Source organism: Stenotrophomonas sp. LST15-1-1.1, from assembly GCF_040815575.1.
In the GTDB taxonomy this organism is placed as follows: domain Bacteria; phylum Pseudomonadota; class Gammaproteobacteria; order Xanthomonadales; family Xanthomonadaceae; genus Stenotrophomonas; species Stenotrophomonas lactitubi_B.
Genome location: NZ_JBFPNJ010000001.1, coordinates 787,846 through 808,552, shown reverse-complemented (window position 1 = coordinate 808,552; position 20,707 = coordinate 787,846). Strand labels below are relative to the sequence as shown.

The 20,707-nt window shown below is 67.1% G+C and carries 16 protein-coding genes; 11 read left to right on the top strand and 5 right to left on the bottom strand.

What is annotated here, in order from left to right:
* Positions 1-98: 98 nt before the first annotated feature.
* The 3 genes from MRBLST15_RS03640 to MRBLST15_RS03630 are packed head-to-tail and all read left to right on the top strand — an operon-like array spanning position 99 to position 2,466.
* Positions 99-353 carry a FeoA family protein gene (locus MRBLST15_RS03640; protein WP_025874743.1) on the top strand — a complete coding sequence of 85 codons (255 nt, stop codon included), beginning with the start codon at positions 99-101 and terminating at the stop codon, positions 351-353.
* Positions 350-2,212, top strand: coding sequence for a ferrous iron transport protein B (feoB, locus tag MRBLST15_RS03635; RefSeq protein WP_367785246.1), 1,863 nt, complete (start codon positions 350-352; stop codon positions 2,210-2,212). Before MRBLST15_RS03640 ends, feoB begins: the two co-directional genes overlap by 4 nt.
* Positions 2,212-2,466 (top strand): DUF6587 family protein, encoded by a 255-nt coding sequence (locus MRBLST15_RS03630; RefSeq protein ID WP_265951721.1) that lies wholly within the window; start codon positions 2,212-2,214, stop codon positions 2,464-2,466. The genes feoB and MRBLST15_RS03630 overlap by 1 nt, the downstream gene beginning before the upstream one ends.
* 24 nt (positions 2,467-2,490) lie before the next feature.
* Here the strand turns inward: MRBLST15_RS03630 and MRBLST15_RS03625 are convergent, their stop codons facing one another.
* Complete coding sequence (locus MRBLST15_RS03625; RefSeq protein ID WP_367785245.1) at positions 2,491-2,952, bottom strand: DUF4304 domain-containing protein; 462 nt, start codon at positions 2,950-2,952, stop codon at positions 2,491-2,493.
* A 306-nt stretch (positions 2,953-3,258) separates the two neighbouring features.
* On the opposite strand from MRBLST15_RS03625, the gene dapB reads away from it, so the two are divergent.
* From dapB to MRBLST15_RS03600, 5 genes are all read left to right on the top strand, one after another.
* Entirely contained in the window at positions 3,259-3,990 is a 732-nt protein-coding gene (gene dapB / locus MRBLST15_RS03620) for a 4-hydroxy-tetrahydrodipicolinate reductase (protein ID WP_265951719.1), read from the top strand.
* A 326-nt stretch (positions 3,991-4,316) separates the two neighbouring features.
* Entirely contained in the window at positions 4,317-5,447 is a 1,131-nt protein-coding gene (carA, locus tag MRBLST15_RS03615) for a glutamine-hydrolyzing carbamoyl-phosphate synthase small subunit (protein WP_367785244.1), read from the top strand.
* Between the two features lie 149 nt (positions 5,448-5,596).
* Positions 5,597-8,839, top strand: coding sequence for a carbamoyl-phosphate synthase large subunit (carB, locus tag MRBLST15_RS03610; RefSeq protein ID WP_265951717.1), 3,243 nt, complete (start codon positions 5,597-5,599; stop codon positions 8,837-8,839).
* Positions 8,840-8,847: 8 nt separating this feature from the next.
* On the top strand, positions 8,848-9,312 hold the full coding sequence (gene greA, locus MRBLST15_RS03605; RefSeq protein WP_265951738.1) for a transcription elongation factor GreA: 465 nt from the start codon (positions 8,848-8,850) through the stop codon (positions 9,310-9,312).
* Positions 9,313-9,315: 3 nt separating this feature from the next.
* Positions 9,316-10,236, top strand: coding sequence for a phosphoglycerate mutase (locus MRBLST15_RS03600; RefSeq protein ID WP_099818351.1), 921 nt, complete (start codon positions 9,316-9,318; stop codon positions 10,234-10,236).
* A gap of 38 nt (positions 10,237-10,274) precedes the next feature.
* Here MRBLST15_RS03600 and MRBLST15_RS03595 read toward each other — a convergent pair whose 3' ends face one another.
* Positions 10,275-11,294: a DUF1176 domain-containing protein gene (locus MRBLST15_RS03595; protein ID WP_265951715.1), complete on the bottom strand. Its 1,020-nt coding sequence runs from the start codon at positions 11,292-11,294 to the stop codon at positions 10,275-10,277.
* A 42-nt stretch (positions 11,295-11,336) separates the two neighbouring features.
* Positions 11,337-12,380, bottom strand: a complete 1,044-nt coding sequence (locus tag MRBLST15_RS03590; RefSeq protein WP_367785243.1) for a DUF1176 domain-containing protein — start codon at positions 12,378-12,380, stop codon at positions 11,337-11,339.
* Between the two features lie 122 nt (positions 12,381-12,502).
* Between MRBLST15_RS03590 and recJ the strand changes: the two genes are divergently transcribed.
* The gene (gene recJ, locus MRBLST15_RS03585) at positions 12,503-14,260 is read left to right on the top strand and encodes a single-stranded-DNA-specific exonuclease RecJ (protein ID WP_367785242.1); all 1,758 of its coding nucleotides are present in this window, start codon (positions 12,503-12,505) and stop codon (positions 14,258-14,260) included.
* Between the two features lie 12 nt (positions 14,261-14,272).
* Here the strand turns inward: recJ and MRBLST15_RS03580 are convergent, their stop codons facing one another.
* The gene (locus MRBLST15_RS03580; protein ID WP_367785241.1) at positions 14,273-15,322 is read right to left on the bottom strand and encodes a DUF1176 domain-containing protein; all 1,050 of its coding nucleotides are present in this window, start codon (positions 15,320-15,322) and stop codon (positions 14,273-14,275) included.
* A gap of 133 nt (positions 15,323-15,455) precedes the next feature.
* On the opposite strand from MRBLST15_RS03580, the gene MRBLST15_RS03575 reads away from it, so the two are divergent.
* Positions 15,456-18,335 carry a VIT domain-containing protein gene (locus tag MRBLST15_RS03575; RefSeq protein ID WP_367785240.1) on the top strand — a complete coding sequence of 960 codons (2,880 nt, stop codon included), beginning with the start codon at positions 15,456-15,458 and terminating at the stop codon, positions 18,333-18,335.
* A gap of 102 nt (positions 18,336-18,437) precedes the next feature.
* Here the strand turns inward: MRBLST15_RS03575 and MRBLST15_RS03570 are convergent, their stop codons facing one another.
* The gene (locus tag MRBLST15_RS03570; protein WP_367785239.1) at positions 18,438-19,649 is read right to left on the bottom strand and encodes an acyltransferase family protein; all 1,212 of its coding nucleotides are present in this window, start codon (positions 19,647-19,649) and stop codon (positions 18,438-18,440) included.
* Positions 19,650-19,846: 197 nt separating this feature from the next.
* Between MRBLST15_RS03570 and MRBLST15_RS03565 the strand changes: the two genes are divergently transcribed.
* Entirely contained in the window at positions 19,847-20,689 is an 843-nt protein-coding gene (locus MRBLST15_RS03565; protein ID WP_367785529.1) for a LytTR family DNA-binding domain-containing protein, read from the top strand.
* Positions 20,690-20,707: the final 18 nt, after the last annotated feature.

Genomic DNA, 20,707 nt, shown 5'->3' with positions numbered 1-20,707 from the left:
ACCTGTATGGATCATAGCGGGCCATTGGTCATGGGCCATGACGCGACGCGGGAATGTTAGAATCGAGAACCATTTACATCCAGCAGAGAACACGCTAGATGACGCTGTCCGAACTGCCCCTGCACGCCTCGGCCGTGGTCGATTCCGTGCAGGACCTGCATGCCAACGATGCCATCGCCCGGCGCCTGCGTGAGCTGGGCTTCGTCAAGGGTGAGGAAGTGCGCCTGGTGGCGCGGGGTCCGGTCGGCGGCGAGCCGCTGCTGGTGCAGGTCGGGTTCACCCGTTTCGCGCTGCGTATCAGTGAGGCCCGGCGCGTGGTCATCGACCCGGCCAGTCAGGAAGGACGCGCATGAGTGCCACCGCAACCACCGCACCGCTGCGCATCGCGCTGGTCGGCAACCCCAACAGCGGCAAGACCGCCCTGTTCAACCAGCTGACCGGCAGCCGGCAGAAGGTCGCCAACTACACCGGCGTCACCGTCGAGCGCAAGGAAGGCCGCCTGCGTGCGCCGTCCGGCCGCGAGTTCGCCGTGCTTGACCTGCCGGGCGCCTACAGCCTGCATCCGGCCAGCCTCGACGAGGCGATCACCCGCGACCTGTGCCGGGGCTTCTACCCGGGTGAGGCCGCGCCGGACGTCCTGTTGTGCGTGATCGACGCCACCAACCTGCGCCTGCACCTGCGTTTCGCCCTGGAGCTGCGCGAGCTGGGCAAGCCGATGATCATCGCCCTGAACATGGTCGACGCCGCGCAGCGTCGCGGCATCCAGATCGATGTCGCCGCGCTGGAACGCGAGATCGGCGTGCCGGTGGTGGAAACCGTGGCGGTGCGCAAGCAGGGCGCGCGTGCGCTGGTGGAGCGCCTGGACGCGATGGTGCCGCACCTGGACGCGCCGCTGGCCGGTGTTGAGAAGGACGTGGATTACCACGCGCAGGTACGCGCGATCCTGGCCGCCGCCGTGCGCATGCCGGCGCGGACGGCGAAGATCGACGACACGCTCGACCGCTGGCTGCTGCATCCGGTGTTCGGCCTGATCACCCTGGTGGTGGTGATGTTCCTGATCTTCCAGGCGGTGTTCGCCTGGGCGACGCCGCTGATGGATGGCATCGAGGCCGGCTTCGCCTGGCTGGGTGAACTGGCTGCCAGCGTGCTGCCGGCAGGGCCGCTGACCAGCCTGCTGACCGACGGCATCATCGCCGGCCTGGGAGGCGTGGTGGTGTTCCTGCCGCAGATCCTGATCCTGTTCGCCTTCATCCTGGCGCTGGAGGAGTCCGGCTACCTGCCACGTGCCGCATTCCTGCTGGACCGCATGATGGCGGCGGCGGGGCTGTCGGGGCGGTCTTTCATCCCGTTGCTGTCCAGCTTCGCCTGTGCGGTGCCGGGCATCATGGCCACCCGCAGCATCCAGGACCCGCGTGACCGCCTGGCCACGATCCTGGTGGCACCGCTGATGACCTGCTCGGCGCGCCTGCCGGTGTATGCGCTGCTGATCGGCGCCTTCATTCCGTCCGGCAGGATCGGCATCTTCAACCAGCAGGGCCTGGTGCTGTTCGGCCTGTACGTGGCCGGCATCCTCAGCGCGCTGGTGATGTCGTGGGTGATGAAGAAGTGGCGCCGCGACAAGAGCGAGCACCCGCTGATGCTGGAACTGCCGTCGTACCGCATTCCGCATCCGCGCGACCTCGCCGTTGGTCTGTACGAGCGCGGCATGATCTTCCTCCGGCGCGTCGGCGGCATCATCCTGGCGCTGACCATCCTGCTGTGGTTCCTGCTGTCGTTCCCGGGTGCGCCCGCCGATGCGACGATGCCGGCCATCGACTACAGCTATGCCGGCCAGATCGGCCATGCGATGACCGCGATCTTCGCGCCGCTGGGCTTCAACTGGCAGATCTGCATCGCGCTGATTCCGGGCCTTGCGGCGCGCGAAGTAGCGGTATCGTCGCTGGCGACGGTGTATGCGCTGTCGGCTGCTGATGACGATGCGGCGATCTCCGCGCTGTCGCCGGTGGTGGCCGACGGCTGGTCGCTGGCCACCGGCCTGGCCCTGCTGGTGTGGTTCATCTACGCGCCGATGTGCATTTCGACGCTGGCCACCATCAAGCGCGAGACCAACTCGTGGAAGACGATGGGCTTCTCGGCGTTCTACCTGTTTGCTGCGGCCTATGTCGCGGCGCTGATCACCTACCAGGTGACCGTGGCGCTGGGAGGCGGCTGATGGACGCCGGCCTGCTGGTCCAGTACCTGATCATTGCGGTGGCCGTGCTGGTCAGTGCCTGGGTGGTCCTGAAGAAGCAGGCGCCCGGTACCGTGCGCAAGTTGCGCGGCGCGGTGGCGCTGGCGCTGCTGAAGCCGGGCCGTGCGGCCTGGCTGCAGGCGCTGGGCCGGAAGATCGCGCCGCCGGCCACCGGCGGTGGCGGCGCTTGCGGTGGCTGTGACAGCTGCGGGCCGACGCCGCCGAAGCAGCACTGAGCCTGCCTTTCCTGCGTTCTTGCTTCAGACCTCTTTGCGGATGATCGCCCGGAAGCTTCCATCCTGCTGCATTCGCCGCACCGATTGCCGGTTGCCATGGGTCGCCGCGAAACCCAGAACATCGCCAAGGGCATCCAGCAGCAGGCATTGCAGCGCCTCGCGATTCCCGGCTGCGAGCAGGTCGTCAAGATCCTGCTGGATGAAGGCCCGGCGCAGGCCTGGAGTCTCTTCGATGCGCCAGTCGACATGAGGCGTGGGGATGCTGGAGTGGTACCTGAAAGCACTTTCAAGGTCGGAAGGCGCGAGGGGGTGCTCGAGAAGCTCTGGAAAGTAGAGCCCGGCATTCACATAGAAGCCCTTGCCGTGACTGGCGCCCTGGTGATTGATCACCAGTGAGGCGCCGTCCAGTACCCGGTAGCGCGTGGTCGATGTCCCGGCAAAGCCTGTCTTCCTTGCACATCTGCTGAAGACTGTCGCGGATTTCATGAGCGCTGGCTGCACCGGAATGAGCGGCCCACAGCTTTGCGACGCAGTGTCTGGACGTCAATTGGCAGATGCGACACACGGAACGTCAGCAGAGCATCGCTCGCCCTTGCGCACGCATGGCGTGAATCTACCCGTCAGCTACCAGGCCGCCATTGACCGCAGATTCCGGCCGGTCACCGCGCGACCACGGCCTGGCCAGGAAGGGTGCGGCATCGGCGTACGGCCGGGCAATCCATGGCAAACGGGTGCGCCGCGTAGCAGCGGCAGTGCTTGCCGGACCATGCATGGTGCCGCTAGCCTGCGTGCATGAACCAGACTCCCCTGCGATTGCTTATTCACGGCGCCTCCGGGCGCATGGGCCAGGCCCTGCTGCGGCTGGCCGCCGAACATCCTGATTCCCTGCAGATCGTCGCTGCGGTGACCGGCCGCGCGCCGGCCCAGCGGGTGATCGATGGTGTGCCGTTCTTCGCCGCCAGCGAGTTGCCGGGGGCGCCGGTGTTCGACGTGGCGATCGATTTCAGCCTGCCGGAGGGCTTCGACGCGCTGCTGGAACTGTGCGTGGAGCGCGGCGCAGGTCTGGTGTCGGGCACCACCGGCATTTCCACCGCGCAGCGCCAGGCGCTGGAGGCGGCGGCGGTGAAGATCCCGCTGGTGTGGGCGTCGAACTTCAGCCTGGGCGTGGCGGTGCTGGACGAGCTGGTGGAGCGGGCGGCGCAGGCGTTGGCGGGCTGGAACTGCGACATCGTCGAATCGCACCATACGCAGAAGAAGGATGCGCCCTCGGGCACGGCGTTGACCCTGGGCGCCGCGGCACAGCGGGGTGGGGCTGAGCCGCAGTACGCCAGCCTGCGCGCCGGTGACATCGTCGGCGAGCACCTGGTGCAGTTCACCGGCCTGGGCGAGCGCATCGAGCTGGTGCACCGGGCCACCAACCGCGACATCTTCGCCCGCGGAGCACTGTTTGCCGCGCGCCAGCTGCAGGGCCGGGCCGCGGGCAGCTACCGGGTACGGGACCTGCTGGACGGTCCGAACGGATGAACTGGACGGGGTCGGATCCTTTCCGGCGGAAAGGGTTCTGACCCCATCTGTGGGCACCCGGGGTCAGAGCCTTTCCCGTTCGGGAAACGATCCGACCCCGCCCAGCGGCCTGCATACGCCCCCGGATTGAAATGAATGCGCAATCGCCTGTTCATGAATGGCGATAACCGCTGGCGCGAGCGCCCCGGCACCGCTACAATTCGCACTCGCCGAATCACGAAAGCCGGACCGGTCCCAGACCGTACGTCCGCGCTTTTTTGCAACCGGATTTCCGTGAAGCGCAGGCGTGACTTCGGCACCCCCTCGGTAGCCAAAGTGAGAATTTCGTGACCCAAGCCGCAATCCTCGTCCTCGAAGACGGCACCGTATTCGAGGGCGAATCCGTAGGCGCGCCCGGCCTGTCCGTCGGTGAGGTGGTGTTCAACACCGCCATGACCGGCTACCAGGAAGTGTTGACCGACCCGTCCTACGCCCGGCAGATGGTCACGCTGACCTATCCGCACATTGGCAACACCGGCATGACCGACCAGGACAATGAAGCGTCCAAGGTGTGGTCGGCTGGCCTGATCGTGCGCGATGTGCCGCGCCGCCCCAGCAGCTGGCGCAGCCAGGTGTCGCTGCAGGACTGGCTGATCCAGCGTGGCGTGGTCGCCATCGCCGGCATCGACACCCGCAAGCTGACCCGCATCCTGCGCGAGAAGGGCGCCCAGAACGGCGCGCTGATGGCCGGCGACGGCATCGATGTGGAAAAGGCGCTGGAAGCGGCCCGCAAGTTCCCGGGGCTGAAGGGCATGGATCTGGCCAAGGTCGTCACCACCGAAAAGAGCTACGTCTGGACCGAGGGCCAGCTGGACCTGGACGCCAATGCCTTCGTCAGCGTGCCGGCCAAGTACAAGGTCGTGGCCTACGACTTCGGCGTGAAGACCAACATCCTGCGCATGCTGGCCGAGCGCGGCTGCGAGGTCACCGTGGTGCCGGCGCAGACCCCGGCCGCCGAAGTGCTGGCGCTGAAGCCGGATGGCGTGTTCCTGTCCAATGGCCCGGGTGACCCGGAGCCGTGCGACTACGCGATCGCCGCGATCAAGACCTTCATCGACGTGAAGATTCCGACCTTCGGCATCTGCCTGGGCCATCAGCTGCTGGGCCTGGCATCGGGCGCAAAGACCATCAAGATGGGCCATGGTCACCACGGTGCGAACCACCCCGTGCAGGACCTGGACAGCGGTCGGGTAATGATCACCTCGCAGAACCACGGCTTCGCAGTGGATGAAGCGACCCTGCCGGCCACCCTGCGGGTGACCCACCGTTCGCTGTTCGACGGCACCAACCAGGGCATCGCCCGCACCGACGTGCCGGCCTTCTCGTTCCAGGGCCACCCGGAAGCGTCGCCGGGCCCGACCGATGTGGGCCCGTTGTTCGACCGTTTCGTGGCGCTGATGGACCAGGCCAAGGCGTGATCAGTACGCCGCCGGTTCGCCGGTGGCGTCGCGATGGACCGTAAGCCTCCGCATCGCGGCTGCCCCTGGCGCGGCGCTGCGGATCAAGATTCCTGATCGACAGCGTGCGATCACCCCCCTTGTCACGCTGTACTGACTTAGAGAAGAAAATGCCCAAGCGCACTGACCTCAAGACCATCCTCATCATCGGTGCCGGCCCGATCGTCATCGGCCAGGCCTGCGAGTTCGATTACTCCGGCGCCCAGGCCTGCAAGGCCCTGCGTGACGAGGGCTACCGCGTGGTGCTGGTCAACAGCAACCCGGCCACGATCATGACCGACCCGGAGATGGCCGACGCCGTCTACATCGAGCCGATCAACTGGCAGACGGTCGAGAAGATCATCGCCAAGGAAAAGCCTGACGCGCTGCTGCCGACCATGGGTGGCCAGACCGCGCTGAACTGCGCGCTGGACCTGGCCGACAACGGCGTGCTTGAGAAGTACAACGTCGAGCTGATCGGCGCCAAGCGCGAAGCCATCATGATGGCCGAAGACCGCGAGCTGTTCCGCGTGGCGATGAGCGAGATCGGCCTGGAGTGCCCGACCGCTGCCGTTGCCCATACCCTGGACGAAGCACTGGAGATCCAGACCCGCGTCGGCTACCCGACCATCATCCGCCCCAGCTTCACCCTGGGCGGCAGTGGCGGCGGCATCGCCTACAACCGCGAAGAGCTGATCGAGATCGTCAACCGCGGCCTGGAACTGTCGCCGACCACCGAAGTGCTGGTCGAAGAGTCGGTGCTGGGCTGGAAGGAATTCGAGATGGAAGTGGTCCGCGATACCGCGGACAACTGCATCATCGTCTGCTCGATCGAGAACCTGGACCCGATGGGCGTGCACACCGGTGACTCGATCACCGTGGCCCCGGCGCAGACCCTGACCGACAAGGAATACCAGCGCCTGCGCGATGCCTCCATCGCCGTGCTGCGCAAGATCGGCGTGGATACCGGTGGTTCGAACGTGCAGTTCGGCATCAACCCGGACACCGGCCGCGTGGTGGTGATCGAGATGAACCCGCGCGTGTCGCGTTCCTCGGCGCTGGCCTCCAAGGCCACCGGCTTCCCGATCGCCAAGGTCGCCGCCAAGCTGGCCGTGGGCTACACCCTGGACGAACTGAAGAACGAGATCACCGGCGGCCTGACCCCGGCATCGTTCGAGCCGTCCATCGATTACGTCGTCACCAAGATCCCGCGCTTTGCTTTCGAGAAGTTCCCGGCCGCCGATGCGCGCCTGACCACCCAGATGAAGTCGGTGGGCGAGGTGATGGCAATGGGCCGCACCTTCCAGGAATCGATGCAGAAGGCCCTGCGTGGCCTGGAAACCGGCAAGGTCGGCTTCGACCCGACCGGCCTGGACCTGACCAATGAAGACGATCTGCAGACCCTGCGCCGCGAGCTGAAGGCGCCGGGCCCGGAGCGTCTGTTCTTCGTCGCCGATGCGTTCCGCGCCGGCATGAGCGTGGAGGACATCTTCAAGCTGTCCTACATCGATCCGTGGTTCCTGGACCAGATCGAAGAAATCATCGCTGCTGAGGCCCAGGTCGCGGCCGATGGCATCGACGCACTGGATGCGGCGCGCCTGCGCAAGCTCAAGCGCGCCGGCTTCTCCGACGCCCGCCTGGCCCAGCTGACCGGCACCAACGAAGCCGCCGTGCGTGCGCTGCGTCGCGCGCACAAGGTGCGCCCGGTGTACAAGCGCGTGGACTCCTGTGCCGCCGAGTTCTCCACCGGCACCGCTTACCTGTACTCGACCTACGAGGAAGAGTGCGAAGCCGCGCCGAGCAACCGCGACAAGATCATGATCCTCGGCGGTGGCCCGAACCGCATCGGCCAGGGCATCGAGTTCGACTACTGCTGCGTGCACGCGGCACTGGCGCTGCGCGAAGATGGCTATGAAACCATCATGGTCAACTGCAACCCGGAAACCGTGTCGACCGACTACGACACCTCCGACCGCCTGTACTTCGAACCGCTGACCCTGGAAGACGTGCTGGAGATCGTCGAGCTGGAGCAGCCCAAGGGCGTGATCGTGCAGTACGGCGGGCAGACCCCGCTGAAGCTGGCACGCGCGCTGGAAGCCAACGGCGTGCCGGTGATCGGCACCAGCCCGGATTCGATCGACCTGGCCGAAGACCGCGAGCGCTTCCAGCAGCTGGTGGACAAGCTCGGCCTGAAGCAGCCGCCGAACCGCATCGCCCGCAACGACCAGGAAGCCCTGCTGCTGGCGCGTGAGATCGGCTATCCGCTGGTGGTGCGCCCGAGCTACGTGCTGGGTGGCCGCGCGATGGAAATCGTCTACGGCGAATCCGACCTGGCCCGCTACGTGCGTGACGCGGTGAAGGTCTCCAACGATTCGCCGGTGCTGCTGGATCGCTTCCTCGACAACGCCGTCGAGTGCGACGTCGACATCATTGCCGACGCCCAGGGCAACGTCCTGATCGGTGGCGTGATGGAACACATCGAAGAAGCCGGTGTGCACTCGGGCGATTCGTCCTGCTCGCTGCCGCCTTACTCGCTGTCGGCTGAAACCCAGGCCGAGCTGCGTCGCCAGGTGATCGAGCTGGCCAAGGCCCTGAACGTGGTGGGCCTGATGAACACCCAGTTCGCGATCCAGACCGACGAGGAAGGCAACGACACCATCTTCCTGCTGGAAGTGAACCCGCGTGCCTCGCGCACCGTGCCGTTCGTGTCCAAGGCCACCGGCATGCCGCTGGCCAAGATCGCGGCCCGCTGCATGGCGGGCAAGACCCTGGAAGAGCAGGGCGCCACCAAGGAAATCGTGCCGGACTACTACTCGGTGAAGGAAGCGATCTTCCCGTTCGCCAAGTTCCAGGGCGTCGACCCGATCCTCGGGCCGGAGATGCGCTCCACCGGCGAAGTGATGGGCGTCGGCCGTACCTTCAACGCAGCGTTCGCGCGTGCGCAGGAGGCCGGTGGCATCAAGGCACCGCCGGTCGGCAAGGCCTTCGTGTCGGTGCGCGACCCGGACAAGAAGCGCGTGCTGCCGGTGGCCAAGGCCCTGCTGGCACGTGGCTACAGCCTGGTCGCCACCCGCGGCACCGCAGCGTGGCTGCAGCAGCACGGCATGGACTGCGAGATCATCAACAAGGTGGTCGAGGGTCGTCCGCACATCGTCGACTCGATCAAGAACGGCGAGATCGTCTATATCGTCAACACGACCGAAGGCCGTGCCGCGATCAACGACTCGTTCTCGATCCGCCGCGAGGCGCTGCAGCACCGCGTCACCTATTCGACCACCATTGCCGGTGCCAAGGCGCTGGTGGATTCACTGGAATTCCGCGGTACCGGCCCGGTCTGGTCGCTGCAGGAACTGCACAAGGAGTTGAACGCATGAGAGCACCCATCACGATGAAGGGCGCGCAGCGGCTGCGCGACGAACTGGATCACCTGAAGTCGGTCAAGCGCCCGAAGGTGATCGCCGCGATCGCCGAAGCGCGCGAGCATGGCGACCTGAAGGAGAATGCCGAGTACCACGCCGCGCGCGAGGAACAGGGCTTCATCGAAGGCCGCATCAAGCAGCTGGAAGGCGAGCTGTCGCACGCCGAGATCATCGATGTGAGCAAGCTCAATGCAGGCTCCAAGGTGGTGTTCGGCGCCAGCGTGACCCTGGCCGACGTGGAAACCGACGAAGAGAAGAAGTACCAGATCGTTGGTGACCTGGAGGCGGACATCAAGCTGGGCCTGATCGCGATTTCCTCGCCGGTTGCCCGCGCGATGATCGGCAAGCTGGAGGGTGACTCGATCGTGATCGATGCGCCGGCCGGCCAGCGCGAGTACGAGATCGTCAGCGTCAGCTACCAGGACTGATCCGTGGCAACGGCGACCCTGCTGTTGCCGGCACGCAGCCGCTTTGCGGTGGCTGCATTGCCGGATGATGTGGCGCGTGCCCTGGGCCGTGCCACCACTTCGCAGGGCGACGCCGGTGAACGGGCGCAGCTGCTGCGTCACTTCACGGTCGCCGCGCCGCACTGGCCGGTGGCCGCGTTGACCCGCCAGCGTGACGTCGGCGATGCCGCCGGCGCCTGCTGGCTGCGTGCCGATCCGGCCTGCATGGTGCCGGACATGCATGGCGCGCGCATGATGGGCCACGGCGAAACGCTGCGGCCAAGCCTGGCCGATACGTTGGCCCTGCTGCCCGTGTTGCAGCCGCTGTTCGCGGATGCGGGTTTCGTGCTGGATGCCCCCGATCCTTCGCGCTGGTACCTGCGGCTGCCCATCGGTACCGAACTGCCGGAGTTCGACAGTCCCGACGAGGTGCTGGGTGATGATCTGTTCTCGCACCTGCCACCGGGTGAGGCGGGCCGCCGCTGGCGAGCGCTGATGACCGAAGCGCAGGTGCTGCTGCACACCCATTCGTGGAACCAGCAGCGCGCTGCACAAGGCCAGCAGCCGATCAATTCGCTGTGGTTCTGGGGCGGTGGCGTGATGCCGGTATCCGTCGCCACACCGCACGCGCAGGTGCGCAGCCGCGATGCGCTGCTGCAGGGCTTGGCCCAGGCCGCAGGCGTAGCGGTGGATGGCGAGCAATCGGTCGATGCACTGGTCGATCTGCGCCAGCTGCGTTCGTTGCAGCAGCTGGGCAACGACGCGATCCGCCCGCTGTTGGCCGCGCTCAAGCGTGGTGAACTGCAGCGTTTGGTACTGGATTTCGAGGACGGCCTGCAGTTCCAGCTGGACAAGGGCCAGCGCTGGCAGTTCTGGAAGAAGCCGCGCCAACTGCACGACGGTTGAAAGAGTGCGGTAGCGCCGGGCCATGCCCGGCGGATGCGCTATCGAACATCGGTGACGTAGATCGGCAACTGCCAGTGTCTGCGGCTCGGGCCGGTGCAGGAGTGACCGATAAACTCCGCGCTCAGGCTCAGACGGGTTCCATCCCACGCCCAATGCCGGCTCGTACCGCAGGCATCCGTACCGGCCACGAACTCTTCTTCAAGAAACACGGCGTGCGGGTAGAGCGGGAACAGCGGGGTCGACGAGAGCAGCTTGGGTGCGAATGGCGGGCGGTCGCGGATCAGCCACGTACCCGCTGGCACGATGTGGCGGTCGGTTGCACAGTTCAACAGGGCAAGGACATGGGTAGCATCCACTCGTTCGATGCGTAGTTGGCGCGACGACATCTGTTCGCAGGCGTTCCGCGCGGCGGCCACCGGTTGCAGTTGCTGAAGCAGGTCTGTCCGCTCAGCCAGTTGTCCATCCGTATCATGTGCTTCGACCAGCAGGGGCGGTGCCTTCAGTGGTGGCGCGGCTACCGCGGCCGGCACCTTCGATTCCGGCTGTGAGCCCTTGCGCACCAGCGCGCCTGGGGTATCCAGCCGACCCTGTGCTTCGTCCATCTTCAGCAGCAGCGTGCGAATGCCGCGATCCGACAGCGGCCAGGCGTGGCCCGAGGCATCGCTCATCTGGATGCGTTTGCCACTCACCAGCGCATCGATCATCGCTGCCACGTAGCGCGAGGGTAGTTCCAGGCCAAGGTCGAGCGCGTCGCTGTGGCCAATGGCACCGAGGTCCCTTCCGTCCACGCGCAGTCGCAACGTCCCTTCGGGTGCCACCGCCGCAGGGGTACGAGGCGCGTCCTCGGCGCCTTCGGCCATTGACAGCCGTGCGGTGACCGCCGTCTGTGGCCCGCCAGCGCGTTCGAGCAGCACGCTCAGCATCAGCGGTGCCAGTGGACCGTAGGCGGCCAGCCGGCAGGTGCGGGTGTTGTCGCAGGCCATCACACCGTCGCCGTCCACGAATGACGTGCCAACCGGTTCCGCGGCTGAGGCGATCGGCGCCAGCGCCAGCGACACCAGCAGCGGCAGAGACGTGTGCAGCTGTGAAGAGGTGCCCATTCAACGCACCTCGCTGACCAGCGTCGGCAGCGTCCAGTGCCCGCCCGGCATGCCACGGCACAAGCCGGTACTGAACGCACTGCTCGGCTGGAATCTGCGGCCATCCCAGGTCCAGTCAGAGCCGGAAACGCAGTCGCCGATGCCGCGGCCCTTGTAACGTGCGTACAGCGTGCGCTCGCCGCGCGAGAATCCCTCTGCTTCCAGCGTGACTGTCTGCGGGGCGAACGGTGGCTTGTCGCGCGCGATCCAGAAACCATTGCTGTAGTTGTAGGCACCCATCTGGCACAACGCCTGCACCAGCACATGGCTGTCGTCCAGCCGCTCGATCACCATTTCCGGGGTTCCCTTGTACTCGACCAGGCGCGGGCAGTCGTCGCTGTCGCCGAGCGTGGCAATCAGCGCGGTGCGCAGCGCTTCGCTGCTGCCCAGTGCGCTGTCTCCGGAGCGTGGGGCCGTCAGCGCCGCGCTCACGATCACAGGCTTGAGGTGCGCAGCCGGCACGCTCGCTTCGGCACGCGTGCCACGCCGTATCAGGGCGCCGGGCGTGCCCACGCGCCCTTGTGCCTCGTCCATTTTCAACAGTACGGCGGCGGCACCACGATCGGAGATCGGCCAGTGCGTGCCCCTGCTGTCGATCACCTCTATGCGGGCCTGGCCGGGCAGGGCGGTGAGCAAGGCTGCAACCTGCGCCGGTCGCAGCGTCACTGCTTCGTCGGCCCCGGTATCCTGCACAGCGCCCAGATCACGGCCGTTCACCTGCAGGCGCAACCTGCCTTCAGGTATCGCGCTTTCGCCATCCTCACCGACCCGCAGCCGCGCCTTCACTGCCGTGCCGGGACCACCGGCACGTTCCAGCATCAGGCCCAGCAGGCTGTCTGCGTTCTCCGGGCCGTAGCCGGCGGCGCGGCAGGTGCCGGTGTTGTCGCAGGCCAGGAACCAGTCGTGGTGCACGAACTCGATGCCGGGTTGCAGCGGCGTGTTTCCGGCGTGGGAAGCAAGTGGCAGCAGGAGGCTGGCAAGCAGTGCGGACAGCGGACTAGACATGGCGAATTCCGTTCCAGAAGCAAACAAGCATGGGCGATCACCCCGTCTGCGCCAAGCCCACGCAAAGCCTGGCAAGCCGAGCGGGGTATGATGCGCGGGTCTTCCGTAACCCGGCGATGCCGATGTCCCTTGCCGCCGATGCTGTGCCGTTGTCCTCTGATTCGCCGATGATCCGTCGCCGCGATGCGGTCGCGCCCGGTAGCTGGCCGGATGGCACGTTGCCACTGTTGGCACGCCTGTACGCCGCACGTGGTGCGCACACCCCGGAATTGGCGCTGCCCAAGCTTGGCAACCTGCACGCGCCGGAGTTGCTGACTGGCATCGACGCGGCCGTGGACCTGCTGGTTCAGGCCATCGCCGCCGACAAGCGCATCCTGGTCGTCGGTGATTTCGACTGCGACGGCGCAACCGCCTGCGCGGTCGGCGTGCGCGGTCTGCGCATGCTTGGCGCGCAGCATGTCTTCCACGCGGTGCCCAACCGCATGGTGCACGGCTACGGCCTGTCACCGTCGCTGGTGGACGAACTGGCTGCGCTGCAGCCGGATCTGCTGGTCACCGTCGATCACGGAATCGCCTGCCATGCCGGCGTGACCGCGGCCAAGGCGCGGGGCTGGCAGGTGCTGGTGACCGATCATCATCTGCCCGGTCCACAGCTGCCGCCGGCCGATGTCATCGTCGACCCCAATCTGGACGGCGACGCCTTCCCCAGCAAGTCGCTGGCCGGCGTCGGCGTGATCTTCTACGTGCTGATGGCGCTGCGCCGCCGGATGCGCGAAGCGGGTGTGTTTGCCGATGGCAAGGGTCCGGACCTGACCACCCTGCTGGACCTGGTGGCGGTGGGCACCGTGGCCGATCTGGTGGTGCTGGATGCCAACAATCGGGCCCTGGTCAGCGCGGGATTGCGGCGGCTGCGCAACGGTCAGGGCTGCGTCGGCCTGAAGGCATTGATCGAGGCCAGCGGCCGCGACGCCGCACGACTGACGGCCACCGATATCGGCTTCGGGCTCGGCCCGCGCTTGAACGCGGCCGGTCGTCTGGAAGACATGGCGCTGGGTATCGCGCTGCTGCTCACCGAAGATCCGCGGCAGGCCCGTGACATCGCGCAGACGCTGGAGCAGATCAATGCCGAGCGGCGTGCGGTGCAGCAGTCGATGACCGATGACGCCGAACAGGCACTGTCGCGGGTGGTGCTCGATACCGCCGGGCAGCGACCGGTGGCGGCCTGCTTGTTCGATGCTGATTGGCACCCCGGGGTGGTGGGCCTGGTCGCGTCGAAGATGAAGGATCGCCTGCATCGTCCGGTGATCGCGTTCGCGCCGGCCGAGCCGGGCGCCGACACCCTGCGCGGTTCGGCGCGTTCGATCGCCGGCCTGCATATCCGTGATGCGCTGGCGCTGGTGGATGCACGCCATCCCGGCTTGATCGAGCGCTTCGGCGGTCACGCGATGGCTGCCGGCTTGAGCATGCGTCTGGATCATCTGGCCGCCTTCGAAGCCGCTTTCGTCGCCACCGTGCTGGAAATGCTCGACCCGGTGGCACTGCAGCAGCAGGTGCTCAGCGACGGCGAACTGGCAGCGGATGAACTCGATCATCGCCACGCCGATGCACTGCGCCTGGCCGGACCGTGGGGGCAGGGCTTCCCCGAGCCGCTGTTCGACGGCCACTTCGAAGTGGCCAACTGGCGCGTATTGAAGGAACGGCACCTGAAGCTGGAGCTACGCCTGCCCGGCGTACCGGGCACGATCAATGCGATCCATTTCGGTGGCTGGCACGGCAACGCGCCCGGCAAGCATGTCCACCTGGCTTATCGCCTGGCCTGCGATGACTATCGCGGCGGCGCCGCGATCCAGCTGATCGTCGAGCACTGCCTGCCCGCATGAAAAAAGGGGGCGTCAGCGGACCTCCGTCACCCGCGTCGGCAGTTCCCAGGTTCCACCGGGAACGCCACGGCACAGGCCGCCGCTGATCGCCGAGGTCGCGATGAAGCGCGTGCCATCCCAGGTCCACGTTTCATCCGACACGCAGTCGGCCAGGCCACGGCCCTTGTGCGAGGCGACAATCTGCCCGTCGCCGTAGTCGATCGCATCGCTGGTCACCCACTGCGGCTGGTAGGGCGCTTTTTCACCGATCACCCAGTAACCGTCGCCGCTGTTGTAGGCGGCGCGCCAGCAGGGAACGCTGACCAGCAGATGCTTGGCATCCAGGCGTTGGATCTGCAGCGGCGAATTGCTGATCGGAAGATCCGGGTCGGCGTCGAGCAGGCCTTCGCAGCTGGGCTCTTTCAGGGTGGCGCGCAGCGCTGCACGCAGCGCCGGTGACGCGGCCAGCTTGGCGAATGCCGGGTCGTCCGGCGGCGTCGACAAGGTCGCTGCCTTGCGCACCAGGGGTTTGGCGACGGCGGCCGGTACGCTGCTTTCGGCGGCATTTCCCTTGCGCATCACCGCGCCCGGCGTCCCCACGCGGCCCTGGAACTCGTCGGCCTTCAGCAATACAGCCGCTGCACCCTTGTCCGACAGTGGCCACGCATGGCCGGTGGCATCGACAACCGTGATGCCGCCATCGCGCACCAGCGCCGACAGCACTGCGGTGGTCTGCGCCGGACTCAGCGCATAGGTGCCTGTGTCCTTGGCCGGCGGCAGCACGCCGAGATCACGCTGCTGGATGCGCAGGTGCAGCGCGCCCTTGGACTGCGGCTGGTCATCGATCGGCTGCAACGACACGCGGCCGCTGATGGCCTGATCGGGGCCACCCATCCGCGTCAGCAGCACGCTCAGGGTGCTGTCGTCTTCGCTGGCATAGCCGGCCGCGCGGCAGGTGCGGGTGTTGTCGCAGGCCACGACCCAGTCGTGATGCTGGAAATACAGCCCTGCAGGCGCATCGACGGCGCCGGCGGCCAACGGCCAGGACAGCGCCAGCAGGGTGGGAAGCAGGGGGTAACGCATGGGCATCCTTGCGCGGGATCGGGAAGTCGCACATGGTGCGCCCAGGGGCGGCGAAGAGCCAGCATCGAATCGCGTTAACCCCATCCCTCCGTCTGGTGCGTTCAAGCAATCACGATCCCACTGGAGTCCTGTCATGGTCTTCGCCCGTTGCTGCACCGTACTGCTGTTGGCCCTGGCAGCCTGGCCGGCTTCGCCCCAGGCGTCGCGTCGTCCGGCACCGCCGATGAGGTCCACACCGTTGCTGATCGCACCCGCGGCAGAACAACCCGTGCAGCTGCGGCAGGCGCGCATCGAAGGCGAGGTGCAGGCCGGCATCGCCCAGACCAGGATCACCCTGGAGTTCCATAATCCCAATCAGCGCGTGCTGGAGGGTGAGCTGCAGTTCCCGCTGGGCGAGGGCCAGCAGATCACCGGCTTCGCCCTGGACATCAATGGCGAGTTGCGCGAGGCCGTACCGGTGCCCAAGGACCGCGGTCGCCAGGTGTTCGAGGAGATCGCCCGTCGTGGCGTCGATCCGGGCCTGCTGGAGCAGACCGCCGGCAACCAGTTCCGGCTGCGCGTTTATCCGTTGCCGGCCGGCGGCAGCCGCCGTGTGCAGCTGGTCGTACGCGAGCCGCTGGCATACGCCGGGCAGGGTTGGCGTTGGACGCTGCCGCTGCAGTTCGTCGCCGGCGCCGCTGCCGTTGAACTGGACGTGCAGGCACCGAAGGATGTTGACAGTGGCAGCACACCGTTCCGCATCGCCGATGGCCGCCTGCACTGGCAAGGCCGGGGCGCGCAGTTGCCGGCCCAGCTGCAATGGACGCTGCCGGCCGAGCGCAAGGCGCAGGTGCAGGTTGCCCGCTGGCAGGACGATCACTACCTGCTGGCCCAGCTGCCGGTGCCGACGTCGGCCGCGCCGCGCCGTGTGCCATCGGAAGTGGGGCTGCTGTGGGATGGTTCCGGCTCTGCTGGCCAGCGTGATCGCACCCGCGAGTTCGCGCTGCTTGATCGCTACTTCGCTGCGATGGGCGAAGGCAACGTCGCGCTGACGGTGCTGCGTGATCGTGCCGGGCAGGTGCGTCGTTTCCGTATCCGCGGCGGCGACTGGAGTGAATTGCGCCGGGCGTTGATGGCGGTGCAGCCGGATGGTGCCAGTGCGCTGGCGCAGTGGCAGCCGCAGCCCGAGGTGAAGGAGTACCTGATGGTCAGCGATGGCCTGCTGACCTACGGGCCGGAAGCACTGCCGGCGCTGGCCGCCGGCCAGCGCCTGTTCGCGATCAGCAGTGCAGGTGCCCGTACCGATGCCAGCCGCCTGCGCGGTTGGAGCGAGGCGCATGCAGGTACTTTCGTGGCGCTCGGCAGCGATATCGATGCCGCCGCGCGGGAACTGCTGTCTGCACCGCTGGATGTCCAGATCGATGCCGGCCGTGGCGTGCAGGATGTGGTGGTCGACCGCCGCAGCCAGGCCCAAGGCTGGCTGTGGTTGCATGCGCGGTTGGCGGCCGAAGGCGTTCCGATGCGGGTGCGCGTGGCCGGCGGCGAGTGGCAGGCACTGCCCGCGACGCAGGAGAACGAAGACGGTGATCTGCTGGCCGGCCTGTGGGCACAGGCACGCCTGCAGCAATTGTCGGCCGATCGACGCGGCAACCGTGAGGCGATGCAGCGCCTGTCGCAGCAGTTCAGCCTGGTGGGCCCGGACACCTCGCTGATCGTGCTGGAAACCCTGGATGACTACCTGCGCTATGCAATCCGACCGTCGGGCAAGCTACGCGCCGAGTACGACCAGCGCCTCGCTCGTCAGGTGGCAGACCGCGATGCGGCCGACCGCCAGCGCCTGGACAAGGTGGTGACGCAGTGGCAGCAGCGCCAGCAGTGGTGGAACCGCAGTTGGCCGAAGGGCACACCGCCGCAGGTGGATTCGAAGGCGCTGGAGGTGGCGGCCGGCGCCCCGCCGGCACCGGTAGCGATGCTGGTTGCTCCGGCACCGGCCGCAGCGGAGATGCAGTCGAATGCAGCCACTGCGCGCCAGCGTTCGGTTCCACGCCCGGCACCAGCGCCCGCGCCGATGATGGAAGCGGCCGCCGACGCGATGGCGGCCGAGCCTGCGGCCGCCAATGACGGCCAGCTGGGAATCAGGCTGGCTGCGTGGCAGCCGGATTCGCCGGTTGCCCGCCGCCTGCGCCAGGGGCCAGCGTCGCAACTGTATGACCGCTATCTGGCCGAGCGCGCGGCGAACGCCGACAGCAGCGCATTCTTCCTCGACGTGGCCGACCTGTTGATCGAACAGGGGCAGCGCGATCTTGCCCTGCGCGTGCTCTCCAACCTGGCAGAGATGGATCTGGACAACCGCCATCTGCTGCGGGTGCTCGGTTATCGGTTGCTGCAAGCCGACGCTCCGGCGCTGGCGGTGCCGGTGTTCGAGCAGGTGCTGGCGATGGGCCAGGAGGAACCGCAGAGCTTCCGCGACCTGGGCCTGGCGCTGGCCGCAGCGGGCAAGCCGCAGCAGGCGCTGGCGCCCTTGTACCAGGTGGTCGTACGGCCCTGGGATGCTCGTTTCGACGGCATTGCGCTGATCGCCCTGGACGAGTTGACCAACCTGGTGGCCGCCAGCAAGCCGCGCCTGGATACCAAGAGCATCGACCCGCGCCTGCTGCAGGCGATGCCGCTGGACCTGCGCGTGGTACTGGCCTGGGATGCCGACAACAGCGACATGGACCTGTGGGTGACCGATCCGAACGGTGAGCGCGCTTACTACGGCAACCGTCTGACCTACCAGGGCGGGCAGATGTCACAGGACTTCACCGGTGGCTATGGCCCGGAACAGTTCTCGCTGCGCAACGCCAAGCCCGGCAAGTACAAGGTGGAGGCAAACTACTTCGGCAGCCGCCAGCAGCTGGTGACTGGCGCGACGACGCTGATGCTGCGCCTGACTACCCATTGGGGTACGCCGAAGCAGAAGGACCAGATGGTCACCATGCGCTTGAAGGACCGTGCCGAGACCGTGCTGGTGGGCGAATTCGAGGTGCGTTGACCGATCCCGGGCTCTTGCAGCGTCGAGCTTGCTCGACTGCTTCGCTGTAGAGCCGAGCCTGTGCTCGGCTCATGGCAGAAGCAGCCGAGCGTGGGCTCGGCTCTACAACCGTGCTGTTGCGGCGCGTGCGATCGGTGACTCCGGTGGATCGGCACGCAGCCCGAACAGCGGCCGCAGCCAGCGCACTCGGCGCACCAGCAGTTTGTGGATCAACAGGCAGCCGATGACGGTGCCGATGATCACCAGCACCGGCTCCAGCCAAGCGCCCAGCTGCAGCGGCCGCAGCCAGTACAGCAGTACGATCAGCACGGTCTGGTGCAGGATGTACCAGCTGAAGACCGCTTCGCGGCAGTAGCCCAGGCCACGCCATGGACGTGCAAGCAGAACCTGCGCCCAGCCGAAGATGGCCAGCAGGGCGCACCAGGTGTACGCCGCGCGGCCGACGCGCTCGGTCTGCGCCCATGGCAGCGACAGTACCCATTCCGGCAGATCGCCAACATCGGGTATCCGGGCCAGTGCGCGGATGCCCAGTTCGACAGTCAGCCCGATCACGGCCAGCAGCAGCGTCAACCGCCGGCCACGCACCAGCAGATCCCATCCACGCTGCCAGCGCGCTGCAAGGAAGCCGCCGAGGAACAGGGGCAGAGATTCGGCGTGGACATACAGGTCATCGACCAGCGCATGGGTTGGCGGATGCGTGGGCAGGATGACCAGCAGTGCCCACGCCAGCCACAGCACCGGCAGCAGCAGGCCCAGCGTGGCGATCCAGCGGTCGCGAAGATGCAGGCCCGGCAGGCGGTGGCGTAGCGGCCGCACTACGCTGGCCAACAGGATCGTCAGCAGCGTGTAGGGGATCAGATAGGCCAGGTACCACAGGTGGTTCCAAGTGAAGCCATAGGCGGCACCGCTGAAGCTGGCGCCCGGCCACGGCCGGAATTGCCAGTAGCGCCACAGGAAGGCACCGAGCCCCGGCGTTATGTCGCCCTGGTCCACCGCCTCACAATAGGCCTGCAGCGAAACGACCGCGACGATGCCGAACAACAGCGGCAACAACAACCGCCAGCCGCGCCGCAACGCGAACCGCCACCGTCCGTGCGCGGGCAGGCACAGGCCCAGCGCAATGCCCGAGATCGCGAACAGCAGCGGCATGCGCCAACGATTCAGCGCGATCATCGGCCACTGCAGCCATCCGGCCGTGTGGCTGCTCTTGAGGTGGAAGTCCCATCCGGCGACGTACGCCATGGCCACGTGGTAGAGGATCAGCAGCCCGAAGGCGCCGATGCGCAGGGTGTCGAGGTCGTGGCGGCGGGTCATGGCGCTATCCGTGTTGGTGTCGTTGCAGGGTGGAAGACCTGCCGCGGTGTCACCATCAGGAGGGGGTGGCTGGAGGTCCCGCAGGGTCCAATGGCGGGGCTGGGGGACGAATGGCGTACGTCACCGGGGCCGTGGTTGGCGATAATCCAGTGATGGACGAGCACAACCAGCAGGACCCGCAAGTGCGTGGCGAACCAATGGGCAGCAGCAGGCAAGGACGGCAGGTAGCCGTGTTCTGGGTCGTACTCTTCCTGGGGACGGCGGCGGCCAACGTGCTGGCCAAGGTGATGATGGCGGCGCGCGATGGACTGCCCTCGCAATGGATGGCGACGACGATCGACGAGTTCAGCAGCGCGCTGGTGTCGCTGCTGCTGTTGGCGTTGTTGATCCGCGCCGCTTCGCGTTGGCCGCTGCACGCCGACACCTGGCGGCAGCGGCTGATGCCGTACCTGTTGGGTGCGGTCGCGTGGTGGCTGCTGCACGTGAGTGGAATGGTCCTGCTGCGCAAGGCCGCGCACACCTTGCTTGGCAGCCACTACACCTTCGGTGACTGGCCGGCGCAATGGTTCTATGAGTTCTTCAAGGACATCCAGACCTACGCGCTGCTGGTCTCGGCGGTACATGCCGTGGCCTGGTTCGGTCGTCGCCGGCAGGGTGAAGCGACCCTGCTGGCCGCCCCCGATGAGGGCCCGCCGGTCGAGCCGGTCGATCGTCCCGACCATTTCCTGGTACGCAAGCTGGGCAAGGAGTTCCTTGTCGCTACGGCCGACGTCGAGTACGCCCAGGCCGCCGGCAACTACGTGAACCTGCGGGTGCGCGGCCATGACTACCCGCTGCGGATCACCATGGCGGTGCTGGAAGCGCGGCTGGACCCGGTCCTGTTCCTGCGCAGCCACCGCAGCTGGCTGGTCAACCGTGACCAGCTGCGCTCGATCGAGCCGCTGGATGGCGGCGAGGCCTTGCTGCACATGGCTGACGGGGCCCGGGTGCCGTGCAGCCGGCGCCAGCTGCCGCTGCTGCGGCAGGCACTGGGCGGGTAGGGCCGGGGCAGTTCGAAC